12 protein-coding genes are annotated in these 14,356 nt (G+C 70.4%); 4 read left to right on the top strand and 8 right to left on the bottom strand.

Annotated features, from left to right (window positions below; translation table 11 throughout):
• Window positions 1–12 precede the first annotated feature (12 nt).
• Window positions 13–564: an AAA family ATPase gene (locus BG418_RS02470; RefSeq protein WP_188271957.1), complete on the bottom strand. Its 552-nt coding sequence runs from the start codon at window positions 562–564 to the stop codon at window positions 13–15.
• A 176-nt stretch (window positions 565–740) separates the two neighbouring features.
• On the opposite strand from BG418_RS02470, the gene BG418_RS02465 reads away from it, so the two are divergent.
• Entirely contained in the window at window positions 741–2,069 is a 1,329-nt protein-coding gene (locus BG418_RS02465; protein ID WP_188271956.1) for an acyltransferase domain-containing protein, read from the top strand.
• Window positions 2,070–2,071: 2 nt separating this feature from the next.
• Complete coding sequence (locus BG418_RS02460; protein ID WP_223184220.1) at window positions 2,072–3,049, top strand: GDP-L-fucose synthase; 978 nt, start codon at window positions 2,072–2,074, stop codon at window positions 3,047–3,049.
• Window positions 3,050–3,057: 8 nt separating this feature from the next.
• Here the strand turns inward: BG418_RS02460 and BG418_RS02455 are convergent, their stop codons facing one another.
• Window positions 3,058–3,915, bottom strand: a complete 858-nt coding sequence (locus BG418_RS02455) for a MaoC/PaaZ C-terminal domain-containing protein (RefSeq protein WP_188271954.1) — start codon at window positions 3,913–3,915, stop codon at window positions 3,058–3,060.
• A gap of 50 nt (window positions 3,916–3,965) precedes the next feature.
• On the opposite strand from BG418_RS02455, the gene BG418_RS02450 reads away from it, so the two are divergent.
• Window positions 3,966–4,619 (top strand): HAD-IA family hydrolase, encoded by a 654-nt coding sequence (locus BG418_RS02450; protein WP_188271953.1) that lies wholly within the window; start codon window positions 3,966–3,968, stop codon window positions 4,617–4,619.
• On the opposite strand, the gene BG418_RS02445 is transcribed toward BG418_RS02450, so the two are convergent.
• Window positions 4,606–5,421: a mycofactocin-coupled SDR family oxidoreductase gene (locus BG418_RS02445; RefSeq protein WP_188271952.1), complete on the bottom strand. Its 816-nt coding sequence runs from the start codon at window positions 5,419–5,421 to the stop codon at window positions 4,606–4,608. The two genes, BG418_RS02450 and BG418_RS02445, sit on opposite strands and share 14 nt — an antisense overlap.
• Window positions 5,422–5,748: 327 nt before the next feature.
• Here BG418_RS02445 and BG418_RS02440 point away from each other — a divergent pair, with 327 nt between their 5' ends.
• Complete coding sequence (locus tag BG418_RS02440) at window positions 5,749–6,954, top strand: 3-deoxy-7-phosphoheptulonate synthase (RefSeq protein WP_188271951.1); 1,206 nt, start codon at window positions 5,749–5,751, stop codon at window positions 6,952–6,954.
• Here the strand turns inward: BG418_RS02440 and BG418_RS02435 are convergent, their stop codons facing one another.
• From BG418_RS02435 to BG418_RS02415, 5 genes are read right to left on the bottom strand one after another with little or no spacing between them, the layout of a single operon-like run.
• On the bottom strand, window positions 6,955–9,474 hold the full coding sequence (locus BG418_RS02435; RefSeq protein ID WP_188271950.1) for an aldehyde dehydrogenase family protein: 2,520 nt from the start codon (window positions 9,472–9,474) through the stop codon (window positions 6,955–6,957).
• Window positions 9,471–10,628 (bottom strand): acyl-protein synthase, encoded by a 1,158-nt coding sequence (locus BG418_RS02430; protein ID WP_188271949.1) that lies wholly within the window; start codon window positions 10,626–10,628, stop codon window positions 9,471–9,473. Before BG418_RS02430 ends, BG418_RS02435 begins: the two co-directional genes overlap by 4 nt.
• A complete protein-coding gene (locus BG418_RS02425) occupies window positions 10,625–11,761 on the bottom strand; it encodes a GNAT family N-acetyltransferase (RefSeq protein ID WP_188271948.1) in 1,137 nt (378 codons plus the stop codon). The genes BG418_RS02430 and BG418_RS02425 overlap by 4 nt, the downstream gene beginning before the upstream one ends.
• A complete protein-coding gene (locus BG418_RS02420) occupies window positions 11,758–13,059 on the bottom strand; it encodes an MFS transporter (RefSeq protein WP_188271947.1) in 1,302 nt (433 codons plus the stop codon). The genes BG418_RS02425 and BG418_RS02420 overlap by 4 nt, the downstream gene beginning before the upstream one ends.
• On the bottom strand, window positions 13,056–14,327 hold the full coding sequence (locus BG418_RS02415; RefSeq protein WP_188271946.1) for a phenylacetate--CoA ligase family protein: 1,272 nt from the start codon (window positions 14,325–14,327) through the stop codon (window positions 13,056–13,058). The genes BG418_RS02420 and BG418_RS02415 overlap by 4 nt, the downstream gene beginning before the upstream one ends.
• Window positions 14,328–14,356 lie beyond the last annotated feature (29 nt).

Genomic DNA, 14,356 nt, shown 5'->3' with positions numbered 1-14,356 from the left:
GTGCTCAGCGCATCAACCCGAGGCGAGAATGGCGTCGACCGTCTCCTTCAGGGTCAGCTCGGAGCTGTCGAACCACGTTCCCTGACCGGCGAGTTCCTTACGCATCGCGTCGTCCAGGAACGACCAGTCGTCCGCGAGCACCTTGTCCCGCTCGGCGACCCGCCGGGCCACCACGTCCGCCGACGGCGCGAGCACGATCAACCGCAGCGGCAGATCCTTCAACTGCTCCAGATAGAACTCCAGGTGCGCACGCCGGACCACCACATCGTCGATGACCGGGACGACACCGCCGGCGTGGAAACTGCGTGCAAGGACCGACGCGTTACGGGCCCGCAGCAGCAGCTGGCGATCTGCCTCCAAGTCCTCCTCCGGCGACGGCAGATGTCCCCCCGACACGATCAGGTCCTGGAGGTGGTCGCCCTCGATGTGCGCACCGAGCGGGAACCGACGGGCCAGGCTGTCCGACACCGAACTCTTCCCGGATCCCGGAATGCCGATGACGAGAAATACGTCGGAGGCGGGTTCGGTGTCGACGATCTGGCCCTGGAAGGAGGTTTCCGGCATGCTTCCTCTACTCCTTTATCGCGTTGTCGAGCATCGCGTTATCGCGCATGGCGTTATCGCGCATGGCGTTATCGGGCAACTGTCCGATATTTCCAGCGCAAGCGATGGTAGCAAGTCCTGACGACGTGTCGATCCTTTATGAAAACCGGTCAGGCTTACGGAAATTGGGAGTGCTTATGTCATCCGACAGTGAGGCAGCGGTTTCGACCGACGGCTCGGTACCGGCTCCCCCGCCGTGGTTGCTGGTGTTCTCCGCCGACGGCCGGGGCGAGTTGACGGATGCGGCGAGAGCGGCGGCGCAGTCGTTGACCGATGGCGCCCGGCCCGAGTCGTTGGTGCCCACGCGCCGCGCGTCCCGGCCCGGTGAGGAACGCCTCGCGGTCGCGGCCGCGGATCGGGCGGGTCTGGTCGAGGGGCTGTCGTTCTTCGCCGACGGCCTGCCGAGTCCGCGCTGGGTGTCGGGCCGGGCCGACGGCGCCGCCTCGCGGGTCGCCTGGTGCTTCGGCGGCCACGGCAGCCAGTGGCCGGGCATGGGACGCGCCCTGCTCAACTGGTCGCCGGCGGCCGCGAAAGTACTCACGGAACTCGACGCACTGCTGCCCTTCGGCGTCGTCGAGCCGCTGATGAGCTCAGCGGACGGGGAGACCGGCAGCCCGGACACGACCCAGCCGCTCATCTTCGCCGTGCAGGTCGCGACCGCCCACTGGCTGCGCTCACTGGGACTGCGGCCGGCGGCGGTCGTGGGGCACAGCCTCGGCGAGGTCGCCGCCGCCCATGTCGCGGGTGCGCTGACCCTCGCCGAGGCGGCGCGGGTCGTCACCGTGCGCTCCAGCCTGCTGACCAGGGCGGGAGGCGGCGGTGCGATGGCGACGGTCGGCCTCGACCGGCACACCGTCGAGCGCCGCTGCGCGGAGATACCGGGGACGGTGGTCGTCGCCGCCCACTCCGCGCCGAGCGAGACGGTGGTCACCGGGGAGGCCGAGGCGACCCGGGCGCTGGTGGCCGAGTTGGAGGCCGAGGGCGTGCGGTGTCGGACGATCCGGATCAACGCGGCCTCGCACAGCCCGTTCGTGGACGGCGTGCTGCCCGAGATGCGGGACGCGCTGGCCGATCTCGTCCCGGCCGCGCCACGCGTCCCCTGGATCTCGACCGTCGACGGCGAACCGGACCCGGCCGGGCTCGCCACCGCCGACTACTGGGCGCGCAATCTGCGCCGGCCCGTCCGCTTCACCCAGGCGGTCTCCGTGCTGGCCCGCCGGGGCATCCGGGCATATGTGGAGATCGGCCCGCACCCGGTGCTGATCCCGCCGATCCGGCAGACGCTGCGGGCCGAGGGGATCGAGGATCCGCTGGTGATCGCGTCCGGCCAGCGGGAGACGCCGGAGCCGGTGTCGCTGTTGCGCCTGCTCGGAGCGCTGCACTGCCGGGGGCTTGAGCTGCCGATCCCGCTCGACGTCCGCCCCGTACAACCGCCTGCTCAGCACAAGCCCGCCGAACGAGGATGACCATGCCCACACCTCAGCCTGCCCTCGACCGCTCGGCGACCGTGCTGGTCGCGGGCTCGTCCGGACTCGTCGGCTCGGCCGTGCTCCGCCGCCTCGAAGCCGAGGGGTTCACCTCGGTCGTCGGGATCCACTCCAAGGACGTGGATCTCACCGACGCCCAAGCCACGCTCGACCGGATCACCTCGATCCGGCCCGCCGTCGTCATCGACGCGGCCGCCCGGGTCGGGGGCATCGCCGCCAACGACGCGGAGCCGGTGGAGTTCCTCAACGACAACCTCAGAATCCAGACGAACCTGTTCACGGCGGCGCACGCGGCCGACGTGGACCGACTCCTGTTCCTGGGTTCCTCGTGCATCTACCCGAAGCACAGCCCCCAGCCGATCCCCGAATCCGCCCTGCTCACCGGCCCGTTGGAGGAGACCAACGACGCGTACGCCATCGCCAAGATCGCGGGAGTGCTGGCGGTGCGGTCGTATCGCAGGCAGTACGGCCGCCGCTGGATCTCCGCGATGCCGACCAACGTGTACGGCCCCGGCGACACCTTCCATCCGACCCGCTCGCACGTCCTGCCCGCGCTGATCCGGCGCTTTCACGAGGCGGTCCGCTCCGGCGCCGAGGAGGTCGTGGTCTGGGGCAGCGGCACACCGCGCCGGGAGTTCATCCACGTCGACGACCTGGCAGCGGCGTGCCTGCATCTGCTGGACCACTACGACGATCCGTCGCCGGTCAACATCGGCGTCGGCGAGGACCTGAGCATCGCGGACCTGGCCGCGCTGGTGGCCGAGGCGGTCGGCTTCACCGGTCGGATCACCTGGGACACCGCCAGACCCGACGGGACCCCGCGCAAGCTGCTCGACATCTCCCGGCTGCGCGCCACCGGGTGGGAGCCGGGCATCGGGCTGCCGGAAGGGGTGCGGAGCACGGTTCGCTGGTACGTCGACACGCTCGCCGAGCCGTGCGGACGTGCGGATGCGGGCTGAGACCGCACTCAACTCCCGCCAGGGACACGCCGGATGAACCTGCCGCGATCGAGGACGACCCGTTGCCCGGACCGGACCTCGAACAGCGCGGATGCTTCCTGCTCCCAGATCCGTACGGTCAGGTCCTGGCCCGGCAGCACGGGCGAGGTGAACCGGCCGGACATCGTCCCGAACCGGCCCGTGTCGCCGCCGCAGAGCGTGTGCAGCAGCGCCCGGCCGGCGAACCCGAAGGTGCACAGGCCGTGCAGCAGGGGCCGCCGGAAGCCGAGGCGTCCGGCGATCACGGGGTCGCAGTGCAGCGGGTTGCGGTCGCCGCTGAGGCGGTAGAGCAGGGCCTGGTTGGGTGCGGTGCGATAGGTGACCTCGTGGCCGGGCTCTCCCGTCGGCCGTTCCCACGGCTCCTCCTCGCCCGGGTCACCGCCGAAGCCGCCTTCGTGTCGGATGGTCAGTCCGGTGCGGAGGTCGGCGAGCGGCTGGCCGGTGTGCGGGTGCACGCACGAGGACTCGATCACCGCGAGCGCGCTGCGGCCCCGGTCCCTGAGCGCGGTCAGCCGGGAGGTCGTGGACGCCGTGCCCTCGACGGGGAGCGGGCCGTGCAGGGTCAGTGACTGTTCGGTGTGCAGCAGCTGCGACACATCGAAGTCGCCGAGCGCGGGCTGGGCCTCGCGGGAGACGAGGGTGGTGGCGAACGTCGGCAGCACTGCGGGCGCGACTCTTCCGGAATTCTCCGTGGTGAACTCCAACTCGCTGGTGGGATCCTCGGCGCCCGCGCCGACCCCGAGCGCATAGAGGGCGGTGTCGGCAAAGGCCCACTGCCGGGTCCCGGAATCCCAGGTCCGCCCGACGAGATCGCGGTAGAGCGACATAAGAGAACACCTTTCCCACATACGCCCGACGACTGAAAGGGAATTGAGCAATGCTTCAGGCATTACTGGTCGACGCCGGTGGCGTCCTGTTCAACAACATCACGGAGGAGACCGCGTTCGTACCGGAGATCGCGCGCCGCCATCGCGTCGACGCGGACCGGCTGCTGTGGGCCGTCCAGTCGTCGGCGCATCTCTACGAGAGCGGCGTGTGCCATGTGCACGATGTCCTGCGCGGGCTGCTCGACGAGGCGGGCAGCCCGCTGGTGGGCGCGTACGACGCGGAGTGGGTGGACCGGCGGTATACCGACAACGTCCGCTGCCACAGCGCCAACGTCATGGAGCTGGCCGAGGTGGCCGGCGAGCATCCGGAGGTCACCCTGGTCCTCGCCAACAACGAGGCCGCGCACTGGGACGAACTCAAGAACCAACGGCACCACCACTACCGGCTGTTCGACCATCTCTGTTCATCGTGGCGGGTCGGCCAGGTGAAGCCCTCGGCCGAGTACTTCGCCGAGACACTGGACCGGTGCGGTATCGATCCGCGCGAGGCGCTGATGGTCGACGACCGGATCGCGGTCATCACGGCCGCGCGTGAACTGGGCATGCACACCCTGCACATCAGCAGCCCGGCGGTGCTGCGCGAGCGTCTGCGGACGACCGTCGAGAACCTGGTCGGCGCCACACCCCGGATCAGAACTCGCTGACCCCGGCGTCGACGGCCATCGCGTGCGCGGTGACATGACGGGAGGAGTCGGACGCCAGGAACAGTACGGCGTCGGCCACGTCCTCGACCGAAATACCGTCGACCGGCTGCATGTTGACCAGCATGCCCCGCAGCCGTGGATCGGCCATGCTCGCCTTGGCGACCTGGGTGAGCATGGCGCGGCTGCCCATCGCGGTGTCGACGCCGGTCGGGTGCACACTGTTGACCCGGATGCCGAACCGCGCGAGCTCGGCGGCGAACGCCTTCGCCATCCCACGCACCGCGAACTTGCTGGTGGTGTACGGAATCATGAACGGCTGCACCTTCAGGCCCGCCGACGAACTCATCAGCACGATGGAGCCACCGCCCGCCGCCACCAGATGGGGAGCGGTCGCCATCACCGTGTTCCAGGTGCCTCGTACGTTGACGTCCATGGTGTCCTGGAAGATCTCCTCGGTGACCTCGTCCCAGGCGCACGGGATACAGATACCCGCGTTGGCCACCACGGTGTCGAGGCGCCCGAGGGCTTCCACGGCCCCGTCGACCGATTCCCGTAATCCGGCGAGGTCCCGGACATCGGCCACCAGGGGAATGACCTGCTGCCCGGACTTCTCCGCCAGGGCGACGGTCTCCGCGAGGTCGGTGGGCACCGACGACGTATAGGCCACGCCCGGCAGCGTCGCGCACACGTCGACGGCGATCACGTCGGCGCCTTCCGCCGCCATCCGCACCACATGCGCGCGCCCCTGCCCACGGGCCGCGCCGGTCACCAGAACAACCTTGCCCCGCATCAGTCCACTCACCGCGTACGTCCTCTCCCGACCAGGTAGGCGTTCGATTCGATCAACGCTAGCGAAGGGGGTCGCGTTGTTCACCCGTGTCCATCTCCGCCAACTCGGCCTGGGCATTGGACATTTGTCGTACGGAGCAGAATCGATAAGATCGACTCGTCGACAAGGCCACTTCCCTGCCCGCCTGCTCGTCCGAACCCGTAACGACGTATTCGGCTCCGGCCACGGTCATGCCGAGCTTCACGAGGGGGATCGTTGAGGGGATCGTTGACCGGACACGCGCCCGTGGTGTCCCGACTCGGAGCCGTGCGGCCGTCGCCGCTACCCGATCACTTACGTATGGCGGTGGACGACGCACTCGCCCGTCCCGCCGCGCAGCAGCCCCAGTGGCCCGACATCGAGGCCGCGCACCAGGTGCGGGCCGTCCTCGAAGGCGTGGCGCCGGTGGTGCGCGCCGAGGAGGTCGACCAGTTGCGGTCCCGCCTCGCCGAGGTCGCGGGCGGTACGGCGTTCTTGCTCCAGGGCGGTGACTGCGCCGAGACCTTCGCCGACACCACCGAGCGGTATATCGCGGGCACGGTAGGCACGTTGAGCCGGATGGCCTCGATACTCACCCGCGCGGGACGGCTGCCGGTGGTGACACTGGGCCGCATCGCCGGACAGTACGCCAAACCGCGCTCGGCGCCCCTCGATGCGTGTGGCCTGCCGAGCTACCGAGGCGACATCGTCAACGGGATCGAGGCCACCATCGAGGCTCGCGTTCCCGATCCCCACCGGATGCTCCGCGCCTACGTCAACTCCAGCGCCGCGATGACGATGGTGCGCGCGTTGGTCGCCACCGAAGCGGTCGGCCCGGATGACCACCTCCCGTACGAGCACGGCTTCTTCACCAGTCACGAAGCCCTGCTCCTGGACTACGAGCGGGCCATGCTGCGGGTGACAGGCCCGTACGACCCGAAGCTCTACGACCTGTCCTCGCACTTCCTGTGGATCGGCGAGCGGACCAGGCGGTTGGACGGTGCGCACATCGCGTTCGCCGAACTCCTGGCCAACCCGATCGGGCTCAAGCTGGGCCCGACGACCACCCCGGAGCAGGCCATCGAATACGTGGAACGGCTCGACCCGCGCAACGAACCCGGCAGGCTGACCCTCATCAGCCGGATGGGCAGCACCGAGGTACACGACGTGCTGCCGCCGATCGTGGAGAAGGTCACCGCGTCCGGGCACACCGTCGTCTGGCAGTGCGACCCGATGCACGGCAACACGGTGATCTCCGAAACCGGCTACAAGACCCGGCACTTCGACTGCGTCGTCGACGAGGTGCGGGGTTTCTTCGAGGTGCACCGCACGCTCGGCACGCACGCCGGTGGGCTCCACGTGGAGCTCACCGGCGACGACGTGACCGAGTGCCTGGGCGGTGCGCAGCGGATCTCCCCCGCCGATCTGCACCACCGTTACACGACTGCCTGCGATCCCCGCCTGAACCGCAGGCAGTCTCTCGAACTCGCTTGTGTGGTCGCGGAGTTACTGCGACCTACGAGCTGACTAACGCCTCCGGTCCACCACCGCCCGCAGCTTCCCGCTCGTCGCCGTACGGTCCAGATCGGCTCCGTCCAGTATCTCGACCGCGAAGTCCAGCAGCCGCTCGTCCACGGCCGAGCGCGCCTCCGGGTATGCGGCGAGAAACGCGTCGCGCGCCACGTCCGCGTCCGGGGCCTTGGAGCTCTCCATCCGCAGGGTGAGGCATTCCCGGGCGGGACCGCTGGTCAGGACCGCCTGGAGCTCGCCGCTGTAGCGCAGGTGTTCCTCGGCGATGGCCACGAACCGGCGGTAGTTGAGGAAATACGTTGCCACGCGCATCACTTCGCCGAGACGGCCGAGGAGTTCGAAGCGCGGGGCGCGGTTGCCGCAGGGGCAGTCGCCGGGCAGGAAGCGGCCGAGGTCGCCGATGACGTAGCGGTCGAGGTGCTGGCCCCGGCGGGCCCGGGTGGTGAAGACGAGCCTGCCGGTCTCCCCCGGCGCCACCGGACGGTCGGCGTCGACGGCGACGATCTCCAGGGTGTGCAGATCGGCGTGCAGGTGGTGGACGCTGCCGCCGCTCTCGACGCACTGGTAGCCGAGCGGGCCGAGGTCGGTGCTGCCATATGTGATGGAGCGGACGACCTCGATGCCGAACGTCTCGGTGAGGGTGCGGCGCTGTTCCTCGGTGAAGTGCTCACCCCCGTAGAAGATCTTGCGGATGCCGCCGTAGGAGCGCAGCAGGTCCGCTTCCTCGTGCAGGAGCTGCCACAGGTAGGAGGGCATGCCGAAGAGGGTGTCGACCTCGTACGCGACGATCATCTCGGCGGTGGCGCGGTGGTCGGATCCGGCGGCCATCGGCATCTGCACGCCGCCGAGGCGTTCGAGGATGGAGAAGAAGCTGATGAAACCGCCGTACATACCGCCGCAGTAGAAGAGGTTGGCGGTGCGGTCGCTCGCCGGGTCGTAGCCCGCAGCGAGCAGACCACGTGCGGCCGCATGCATCTGCGCGTCGTAGTCGTCGTAGCTGAAGAGCGACAGGGCGGGGGTGCCGGTGCTGCCGCCGCTGCGGAAGTACAGCTCGGCGTCGCGTCGTTCGACGTCCCGGTTGAGCTCCTGGACGGCGGCCTTGTCGAGCAGCGGTCCGGTGGGCGCCGGGAACGCGGGCCGGTGGGCGAGGTCGTCTAGGCAGGCGGTGGTGGCGAAGCGGGCGTCGGCCTGGACGGCGACGCGGCGGCTGTAACGCTGCAACGCGTACACACCGTCGTGCGGCTCGCCCACATAGCCGGCGGTCATGGCGCCCACCGGGGTGACCCGGGTGGCACCGGCGGCCAGGACCGCCGCGGAGAGCTCGGCGATGTCGGTGCGGCTGCCCGCGATGCCCGCGGTCTGCAGATAGCGGCGCATGGGCCGCAGCGTGGCGATGACGTTCTTGCGGGGCAGCGGCTTGACCCAGACGCTGCGGTGCAGCGGGGACGCGGTGAGCGCCGAGCGCGTGTCGGCCATGACGCGCCAGGTGCCGTCGGGGGCGGCCAGGACGCGAGTCAGGCCGAGGTGTTCCTCCAGGCGGGCGAGGTGCTCGGTGGTGGTGAGCTCGGCGTACTCGGCCGGGTCGAGCTCGTCCTCGACGGGCGCGGGCTGGACGGCCAGCGCGGCGGCGAGGCGGTCGGCGAAGGCGTGCAGCTCGCCCGTGTCCTCGGTGTCGAGGTAGACGACCTGCGGGCTGGAGCACGCCTGCTGCTCGAAGACGCAGATGTCCTGGGCCAGCGCGGTCAGCGTCGCCTCGTCCGCCCATGCGTCCCGCGTCAGATACGCGAAGGAGATCTTGTGACCCCACTCCACCAGACGGCAGCCCGCCGGAACGTGCGCGGCCACACCCTCCACGGCGGCCTCGCCGCCCCACACCGCGACGGCGTCGGCGGGTGCGCACATCAGGCGCAGCCACTCCGCGCGCGACGAGGAGAACCGCAGCACGATGACCCGCTCGGCGAGGGCGCCGCTCGTATCGAACGCGGCGAGTTCGGCGAGCAGATGCTGCGCGAGCAGGGTGTCGGCGCTGCTGGTCTTGAGGATGTTGACGTTGCCCGCGAGCAGTCCCTCGATCAGGCTGAGCGGCGCGACGGTGGCGGCGTTGCCGGGGGCGATGTGGGCGACCAGACCGACCGGGGCCCACGCCTCGTACACCGTCTCCTTGGCGTCCGGGCGGCTGAGGCGCTGCGGGGCGGTGCCGCCGAGCTCGCGGCGGAGCTTGCGGGTGAGCGCGTCGCGGCCGAGGAACGCGGCGAGTTCGGCGAGCAGTTCCTCGGTGTCCTCCGCGTCGCCGCCGGGCAGGTGCGGGGCCAGCCGCTCCCGTACGGGGTGGCCGGGGTCGCGCAGGGCGCCCGCGAGCGCGTCGCAGGCGGCCAGGACGGTCTCGGTGTCCAGCGGGGTGGCGAGCGCGGCCTCGACGGTGGCGGGCAGCGTGGCCAGGCGCCGGGCGGCCTCGTCGTCGCCGATGAAGGTGCCCTGCCAGTAATGGTGGTTGATCACGGTCTCTGCCTCGGTCATGACATTCCCTTCATCAGTTCGGCGGCGGCCACGGCACAGCTCTTGTTGCGGCTCACCCCGGCGCGGCCGTGGATGGTGAACCAGTCGGTGTCCAGTTCGCAGCCGCACTCCTCACCCGGGTGGAGCGAGGCGAGGTCACCCATGACGACGCTCTGCGCCGGTACCGAGGTGATGTACGGGGACACGAGGTGCAGATAGCCGCGCTCGCCGTACCCGAGGGATTCGAGGGTGCGCGTGGAACGGATGAACACCCGCGACCACACGGGCGCGTGGAGGTTGTGGTGCGAGCACTCGATGTACGGGATGCAGTGCTCGACGGAGCCGAAGGTGTCGCGGATCCGCTCGGAGGGGATGCCCAGTTGCTCGGTGACCCGGGCGTACAGCTCGTGCTTGCCGATCTGCTGGTCGGTGTGGCCCTTCCAGCCGCCGCCGAGGATGATCAGGGAGTCCTCGGGCAGTTGGAGCGGCGGCAGACCCATCGCGCGCATCCGCTCCAGGGTGAACCAGAGGAAGGCGGGGAAACCGAGGATGCGTACGGGCGCGTCGTCCTCGGCGAAGCGGCGCAGCGCGGCGACACAGCCGAAGGGGTCGAACTCGTGCCCGTTGCCGGTGGCGCGCAGGGCGTACTCGACCTCGCGGGCCGGTGCGAAGTCGCACAGGTAGTTGTCGGTGAACGCGGTGCCCAGTTTGAGGTCGCGGGCGGGCTCGTAGCTGTAGAGCAGGTAGTTGACCTGCTGGTCCGGGGTGATCCAGCCGTTGCGCTCGAAGATACGGGCGACCATGCGCTGGGCGGAGCGGATGGTCCACTCGTCGAAGAACATCTGCGACTTCTGCCCGGTGGTGCCGGAGGAGGTCAGATGCAGATGGACGTCGTCCTCGAGGATGGACAGGACTTCGTGGCGCTTGAAGAAGTTCGCGTGCACCAGGGGCGCGTCGTACGGCGTGTCCTGGCGCTCGCCGTCGTACAGGCTCCGGAAGAACGGCGACCGCTCGCGGTGCCAGGCGTTGGACTCCGCCATGGCGGCGGCGAACAGCTCGTCCTCGGCGGGTCCGCAGGCGTACGGCTCGGTCAGGTCGCAGAGCTGCTGCACCCGGGCCAGGGCCGCGGCGTCCGGGACGTCCACGGGCGCGAGATGGGGGTTCGAGGGGGTCATGAGGCAACCTCACGGGAGGGCAGATAGGTCGACGCCCAGGCCGACACATAGGAATCGAGGAAGGGTTGGAGCGGTGTGTCGACGACCACACCGCGGAAGTCGATGTGCTCGGTGGTACGGGACATCACCACGTAGTCGTGGAAGCCGTCGCCGTCCCGGCGCATCGCGGGATACAGCGCCCCGGCGATGAAGCCCTGGGCACCGAACGCCGACAGCGCGGCGTGGTGTTCCAGCGGCACCAGCGCCTCGACGTATCCGGCGCCGGCCCGGGTGAGGGTGCGGGTGACCGACTCCAGCCAGCCCGCGGCGAACGCCGGGTCGGGGTGGGCGGTGACCAACGCGCAGTACCCGCCGACGCGGTTGAGGTACGCGTACACCTCGAAGCCGCCGTCGTCCGGGGTGAGCAGGATGTTCGGGGTGTGCAACGGGTAGAACCAGCGGCCGGGTTCGGGGAAGCGCTCATGGAAGTGGCGGCGCACGAACGCCGGTGCCTCGACGATCTCCAGCGGAGCCGGCGCGGACCCGGCGGGTACGGGCTGCGGCGCGGTGGGCCGGGTGTCCGCGTAGCTGATGCCGAGGCTCCCCTCGACCGTACGCAGCAGGGGCGCGAGCGACGCGGGCACCTCGGCGACGGGGACGCGCCGGTCGAGGACACCGGGCGAGTGACGCGCGTAGAGCGCGAGGCTTTCGCGGCTACTGAGATCCACGGCGTTGGGCAGGATGCCCATCGGGCGGAAGCCGTTGCGGGCCACCACACGCTGGGGTCCGGCGCTGACCGTGCGGACCGTGGCGTACACCGAGTCGAGCGTCCCGGCCCCGAGGGTACGGGCGCACAGGGCCTCGGTGAGCTGTCCGGCGAGCCCCGAGCCGCGCTGGTCGGGGTGGACGGCGAGCCCTTCGAGCCGGCCGATGCGGCTGCCGGGCTCGCCGTGGACCGCGGCCGACCCGGCGAGCGCGCCGGTGCGGGCGCAGCGGGCGACGAGCCAGAGGGTGTGCGGGTCCTGGATGAGCCGGGACATCTCGGCGGGGTCGGTGCCCAGCGCGGTGGGGTAGTGCGGGCCGTACACCGCGTAGTAGAGCTGGCGCAGGTCGGCGATGTCGGCGGGGGTGGCCTGCTCGATGGTGGCGGTCATCGGGCGCCTCCGACGGTGACCGGCTCCGGGGCAGCAGTTGACGAATCGTCAGACATGTCCGTCGCCTTCGGGTTGTCGCCCAGCAGACCCAGGAACGCGGCCGCGGGCACCAGCCCCGCCGCCTGGATCAGGCACAGCGTCTGGGCGGACAGATGGTCGCCGAGGAGGCCGAAGAGCAGCGAGGCGACCGGGAAGGTGGCGCCGAGGACGGCCTGCATGACGGCGAAGAACGCGGGCTTGTCGGCGGCCGGGACGAGCCGCTGGAACAGCGCCACGAAGCGGACGCCGATCACACCGACACACCAACCGGTCACCAGCAGGGAACCGGCGATGACGGGCCGCGCGGCGACCAGGCCGGGCACGGCGAGCACGACGGCCATCGTGGCGAGGCAGATCGAGCCGACCACGGTGGGCCGCCCGGGTATCCGCGCGCCGGTGAACGAGCCGATGAGCGTGCCCGCGCCGAGCGACGCCTCCAGGAGCGCCACCGTGCTGCCGTCGCCGTGCAGCACCGAGGCGGTGTACAGCGGCATCACGACGAAGACCGCGGTGGTGAAGAGGTTGGCGGCGGCGAAGCAGAGCAGGATCGCGCGTACGTAGGGCAGCGAGCCCAGGATCTGACGCAGCGTCCGCTGCGGCGCCTCTCCCCCGGTCGCGTCCGCTCCGGCGTCGGCGGTGTCATCGGCCGTACGGAACCGTACGGTCGCGATGAGCAGTGCGGCGGTCGCGTACGCGGCGGCGCAGCCGACGGCGAGTCCGGCCACACCGGCCTTGTCCACGATGAGGGCGCCGAGCAGGGCACCGCCGAGGCTCGCCAGGGACTGGGTGGACAGTTCGAAGCCGGTCGCGGCCTCGATGTCCTCGTCGTCCACGAGCTCGGGCACGGACGTGGTCAGACAGGGGTCGAAGAACGCCTGGCAGGTGGCGAGGGCGAGGGTCGCCGCGTACGCCGCCACGATGGGCAGATCGCTCGCGCAGGCCCAGACGGCCAGAACAGTCGCGATCGCTCCCGCACCACCTGCGGCGGCGCGCAGCAGCGAGCGGTGGGCGTAACGGGCGATGGTGCGGGCGACCAGCGGCGCGAGCGCCACGGCGGGCACCGTGCTGACCGCCATGAACAGCCCGGACGCGAGTCCGCCCGAGCCGGACGCGGCGTACGCGATGAGCCACCAGGAGATACCCACCTGGAACATACGCACCGCGGCCTGGGTGAACACCTGGCCCAGCCATACCGTTCCGAAGGCGCGGTTGCGCAGGACGAGCGGGAGGCGGCGGTCGGGGGTCGTCGGGGTGGTCATGCGGTCGGCCTCTCGTCGATCACGCGGACGAGCTTGCCCGAGCGGGGGTTGACCACGAGGTCGCGGTGGCGCGCCCATTCGACGTGGAGCGGGTGGACGAATCCGGCGGCGACGCAGTCGGGGTAGAACGGGCGGGCGTCGTTCAGCTCGGTGACGACCGCCTTGGCAAGGACCTCCAGGTCGGCCGGGTCGTCGTCGCCGGGGGCGGTGGCCAGGCGCAGCACGAGTCCGTCGCGGCCCTCCCAACGGCGTACGACGAGCTGCATGCCCATCACGCGGCCCTCGGTGTCGGCCTCGGCGACGGCGGCCTGGGCGTCCTGCGCGTACAGCGACACGGGGCCCACGCGCACGCCTTCCTCGGCGCGGCCGAGGATGCGGAAGACACCGCCTTCGACGTCGGTCCACTCCGCGCGGTCGCCTGCGGGGTAGCGGATGACGGGCATGAGGCGGCGGAAGAGCTGGGTGACGACTACGCGTCCGGCCCGGCCGGTCTCGCGGATCGGCTCGCCGGTCTCGTCGTCGAGGATCTCGACGACGGTGTGCGGGGTGAACGCGCGGTGGGTGCGCGGGTCCGGGCCGGGAACCGGTCGGCCGAGGAGGCCGCCGTCGACGCTGGCGTAGCCGAGCGAGCGGGGTTCGGCGTTGGGGAAGGCGGCCGCGAGCAGACGGCGCTGGTCGTCGAAGAGTGCTTCACCGCCGAAGAACAGCAGCTCTACGGCGGGCAGTTGACGGTCGAGCGAGATCAGGTGCTCGGCGAGGCGGCACAGGGTGGTCGGGGTACCGGCCACGACCTGTGCGGCGAAGTCCTCAAGGGTGGGGACCGTCGACTCCAGCGGAGCACCGCCGCCGATGGGCAGCCGTACGTTGGCGACGGGGGCGTGCGCGAGCGAGTCCAGGATGAACAGGAAGCTGGCGTAGAGCTCACCGGCGTAGAAGAGATCGGCCACCCGGTGTCCGGGGCGCAGACCCGCGTCGACGAGCCCGGCACCGAACGCGGTCACGAACTCCTGCCACTCCTCCCGGGTGTAGCAGGAGAACTTCGGCGCACCCGTGGTGCCACCGGTCTTGAACACGACGGCTTCCCCGAGGGGAGCGGTCAGAACACTGTTGTCGTGCAGGGTGTTGGCGGCCCAGAAAGCGCTCTGGTCCACCACCGGAAGGTCGCTGATGCGGTCGACCTCGGGCGGCAGGTCCGCGTAGAGATCCGCGTAGAAAGGAGAGTGGTCACGGGCGAAACGTATGAGGTCCGAAACCTGATGGACGGGCATGCGGCGTTTTCCTAAAGAGAGGTGAAGAA

Origin of the sequence: Streptomyces sp. CBMA152 (assembly GCF_014596475.1) — a bacterium.
GTDB lineage: Bacteria > Actinomycetota > Actinomycetes > Streptomycetales > Streptomycetaceae > Streptomyces.
This window is presented reverse-complemented; position numbering and strand designations above follow the sequence as displayed.

Coding starts and splice junctions, on each gene's coding strand:
- BG418_RS02470 (WP_188271957.1), bottom strand. CDS start 564: ATGCCGGAAACCTCCTTCCAGGGCCAGATCGTCGACACCGAACCCGCC.
- BG418_RS02465 (WP_188271956.1), top strand. CDS start 741: ATGTCATCCGACAGTGAGGCAGCGGTTTCGACCGACGGCTCGGTACCG.
- BG418_RS02460 (WP_223184220.1), top strand. CDS start 2,072: ATGCCCACACCTCAGCCTGCCCTCGACCGCTCGGCGACCGTGCTGGTC.
- BG418_RS02455 (WP_188271954.1), bottom strand. CDS start 3,915: ATGTCGCTCTACCGCGATCTCGTCGGGCGGACCTGGGATTCCGGGACC.
- BG418_RS02450 (WP_188271953.1), top strand. CDS start 3,966: ATGCTTCAGGCATTACTGGTCGACGCCGGTGGCGTCCTGTTCAACAAC.
- BG418_RS02440 (WP_188271951.1), top strand. CDS start 5,749: ATGGCGGTGGACGACGCACTCGCCCGTCCCGCCGCGCAGCAGCCCCAG.
- BG418_RS02435 (WP_188271950.1), bottom strand. CDS start 9,474: ATGACCGAGGCAGAGACCGTGATCAACCACCATTACTGGCAGGGCACC.
- BG418_RS02430 (WP_188271949.1), bottom strand. CDS start 10,628: ATGACCCCCTCGAACCCCCATCTCGCGCCCGTGGACGTCCCGGACGCC.
- BG418_RS02425 (WP_188271948.1), bottom strand. CDS start 11,761: ATGACCGCCACCATCGAGCAGGCCACCCCCGCCGACATCGCCGACCTG.
- BG418_RS02420 (WP_188271947.1), bottom strand. CDS start 13,059: ATGACCACCCCGACGACCCCCGACCGCCGCCTCCCGCTCGTCCTGCGC.
- BG418_RS02415 (WP_188271946.1), bottom strand. CDS start 14,327: ATGCCCGTCCATCAGGTTTCGGACCTCATACGTTTCGCCCGTGACCAC.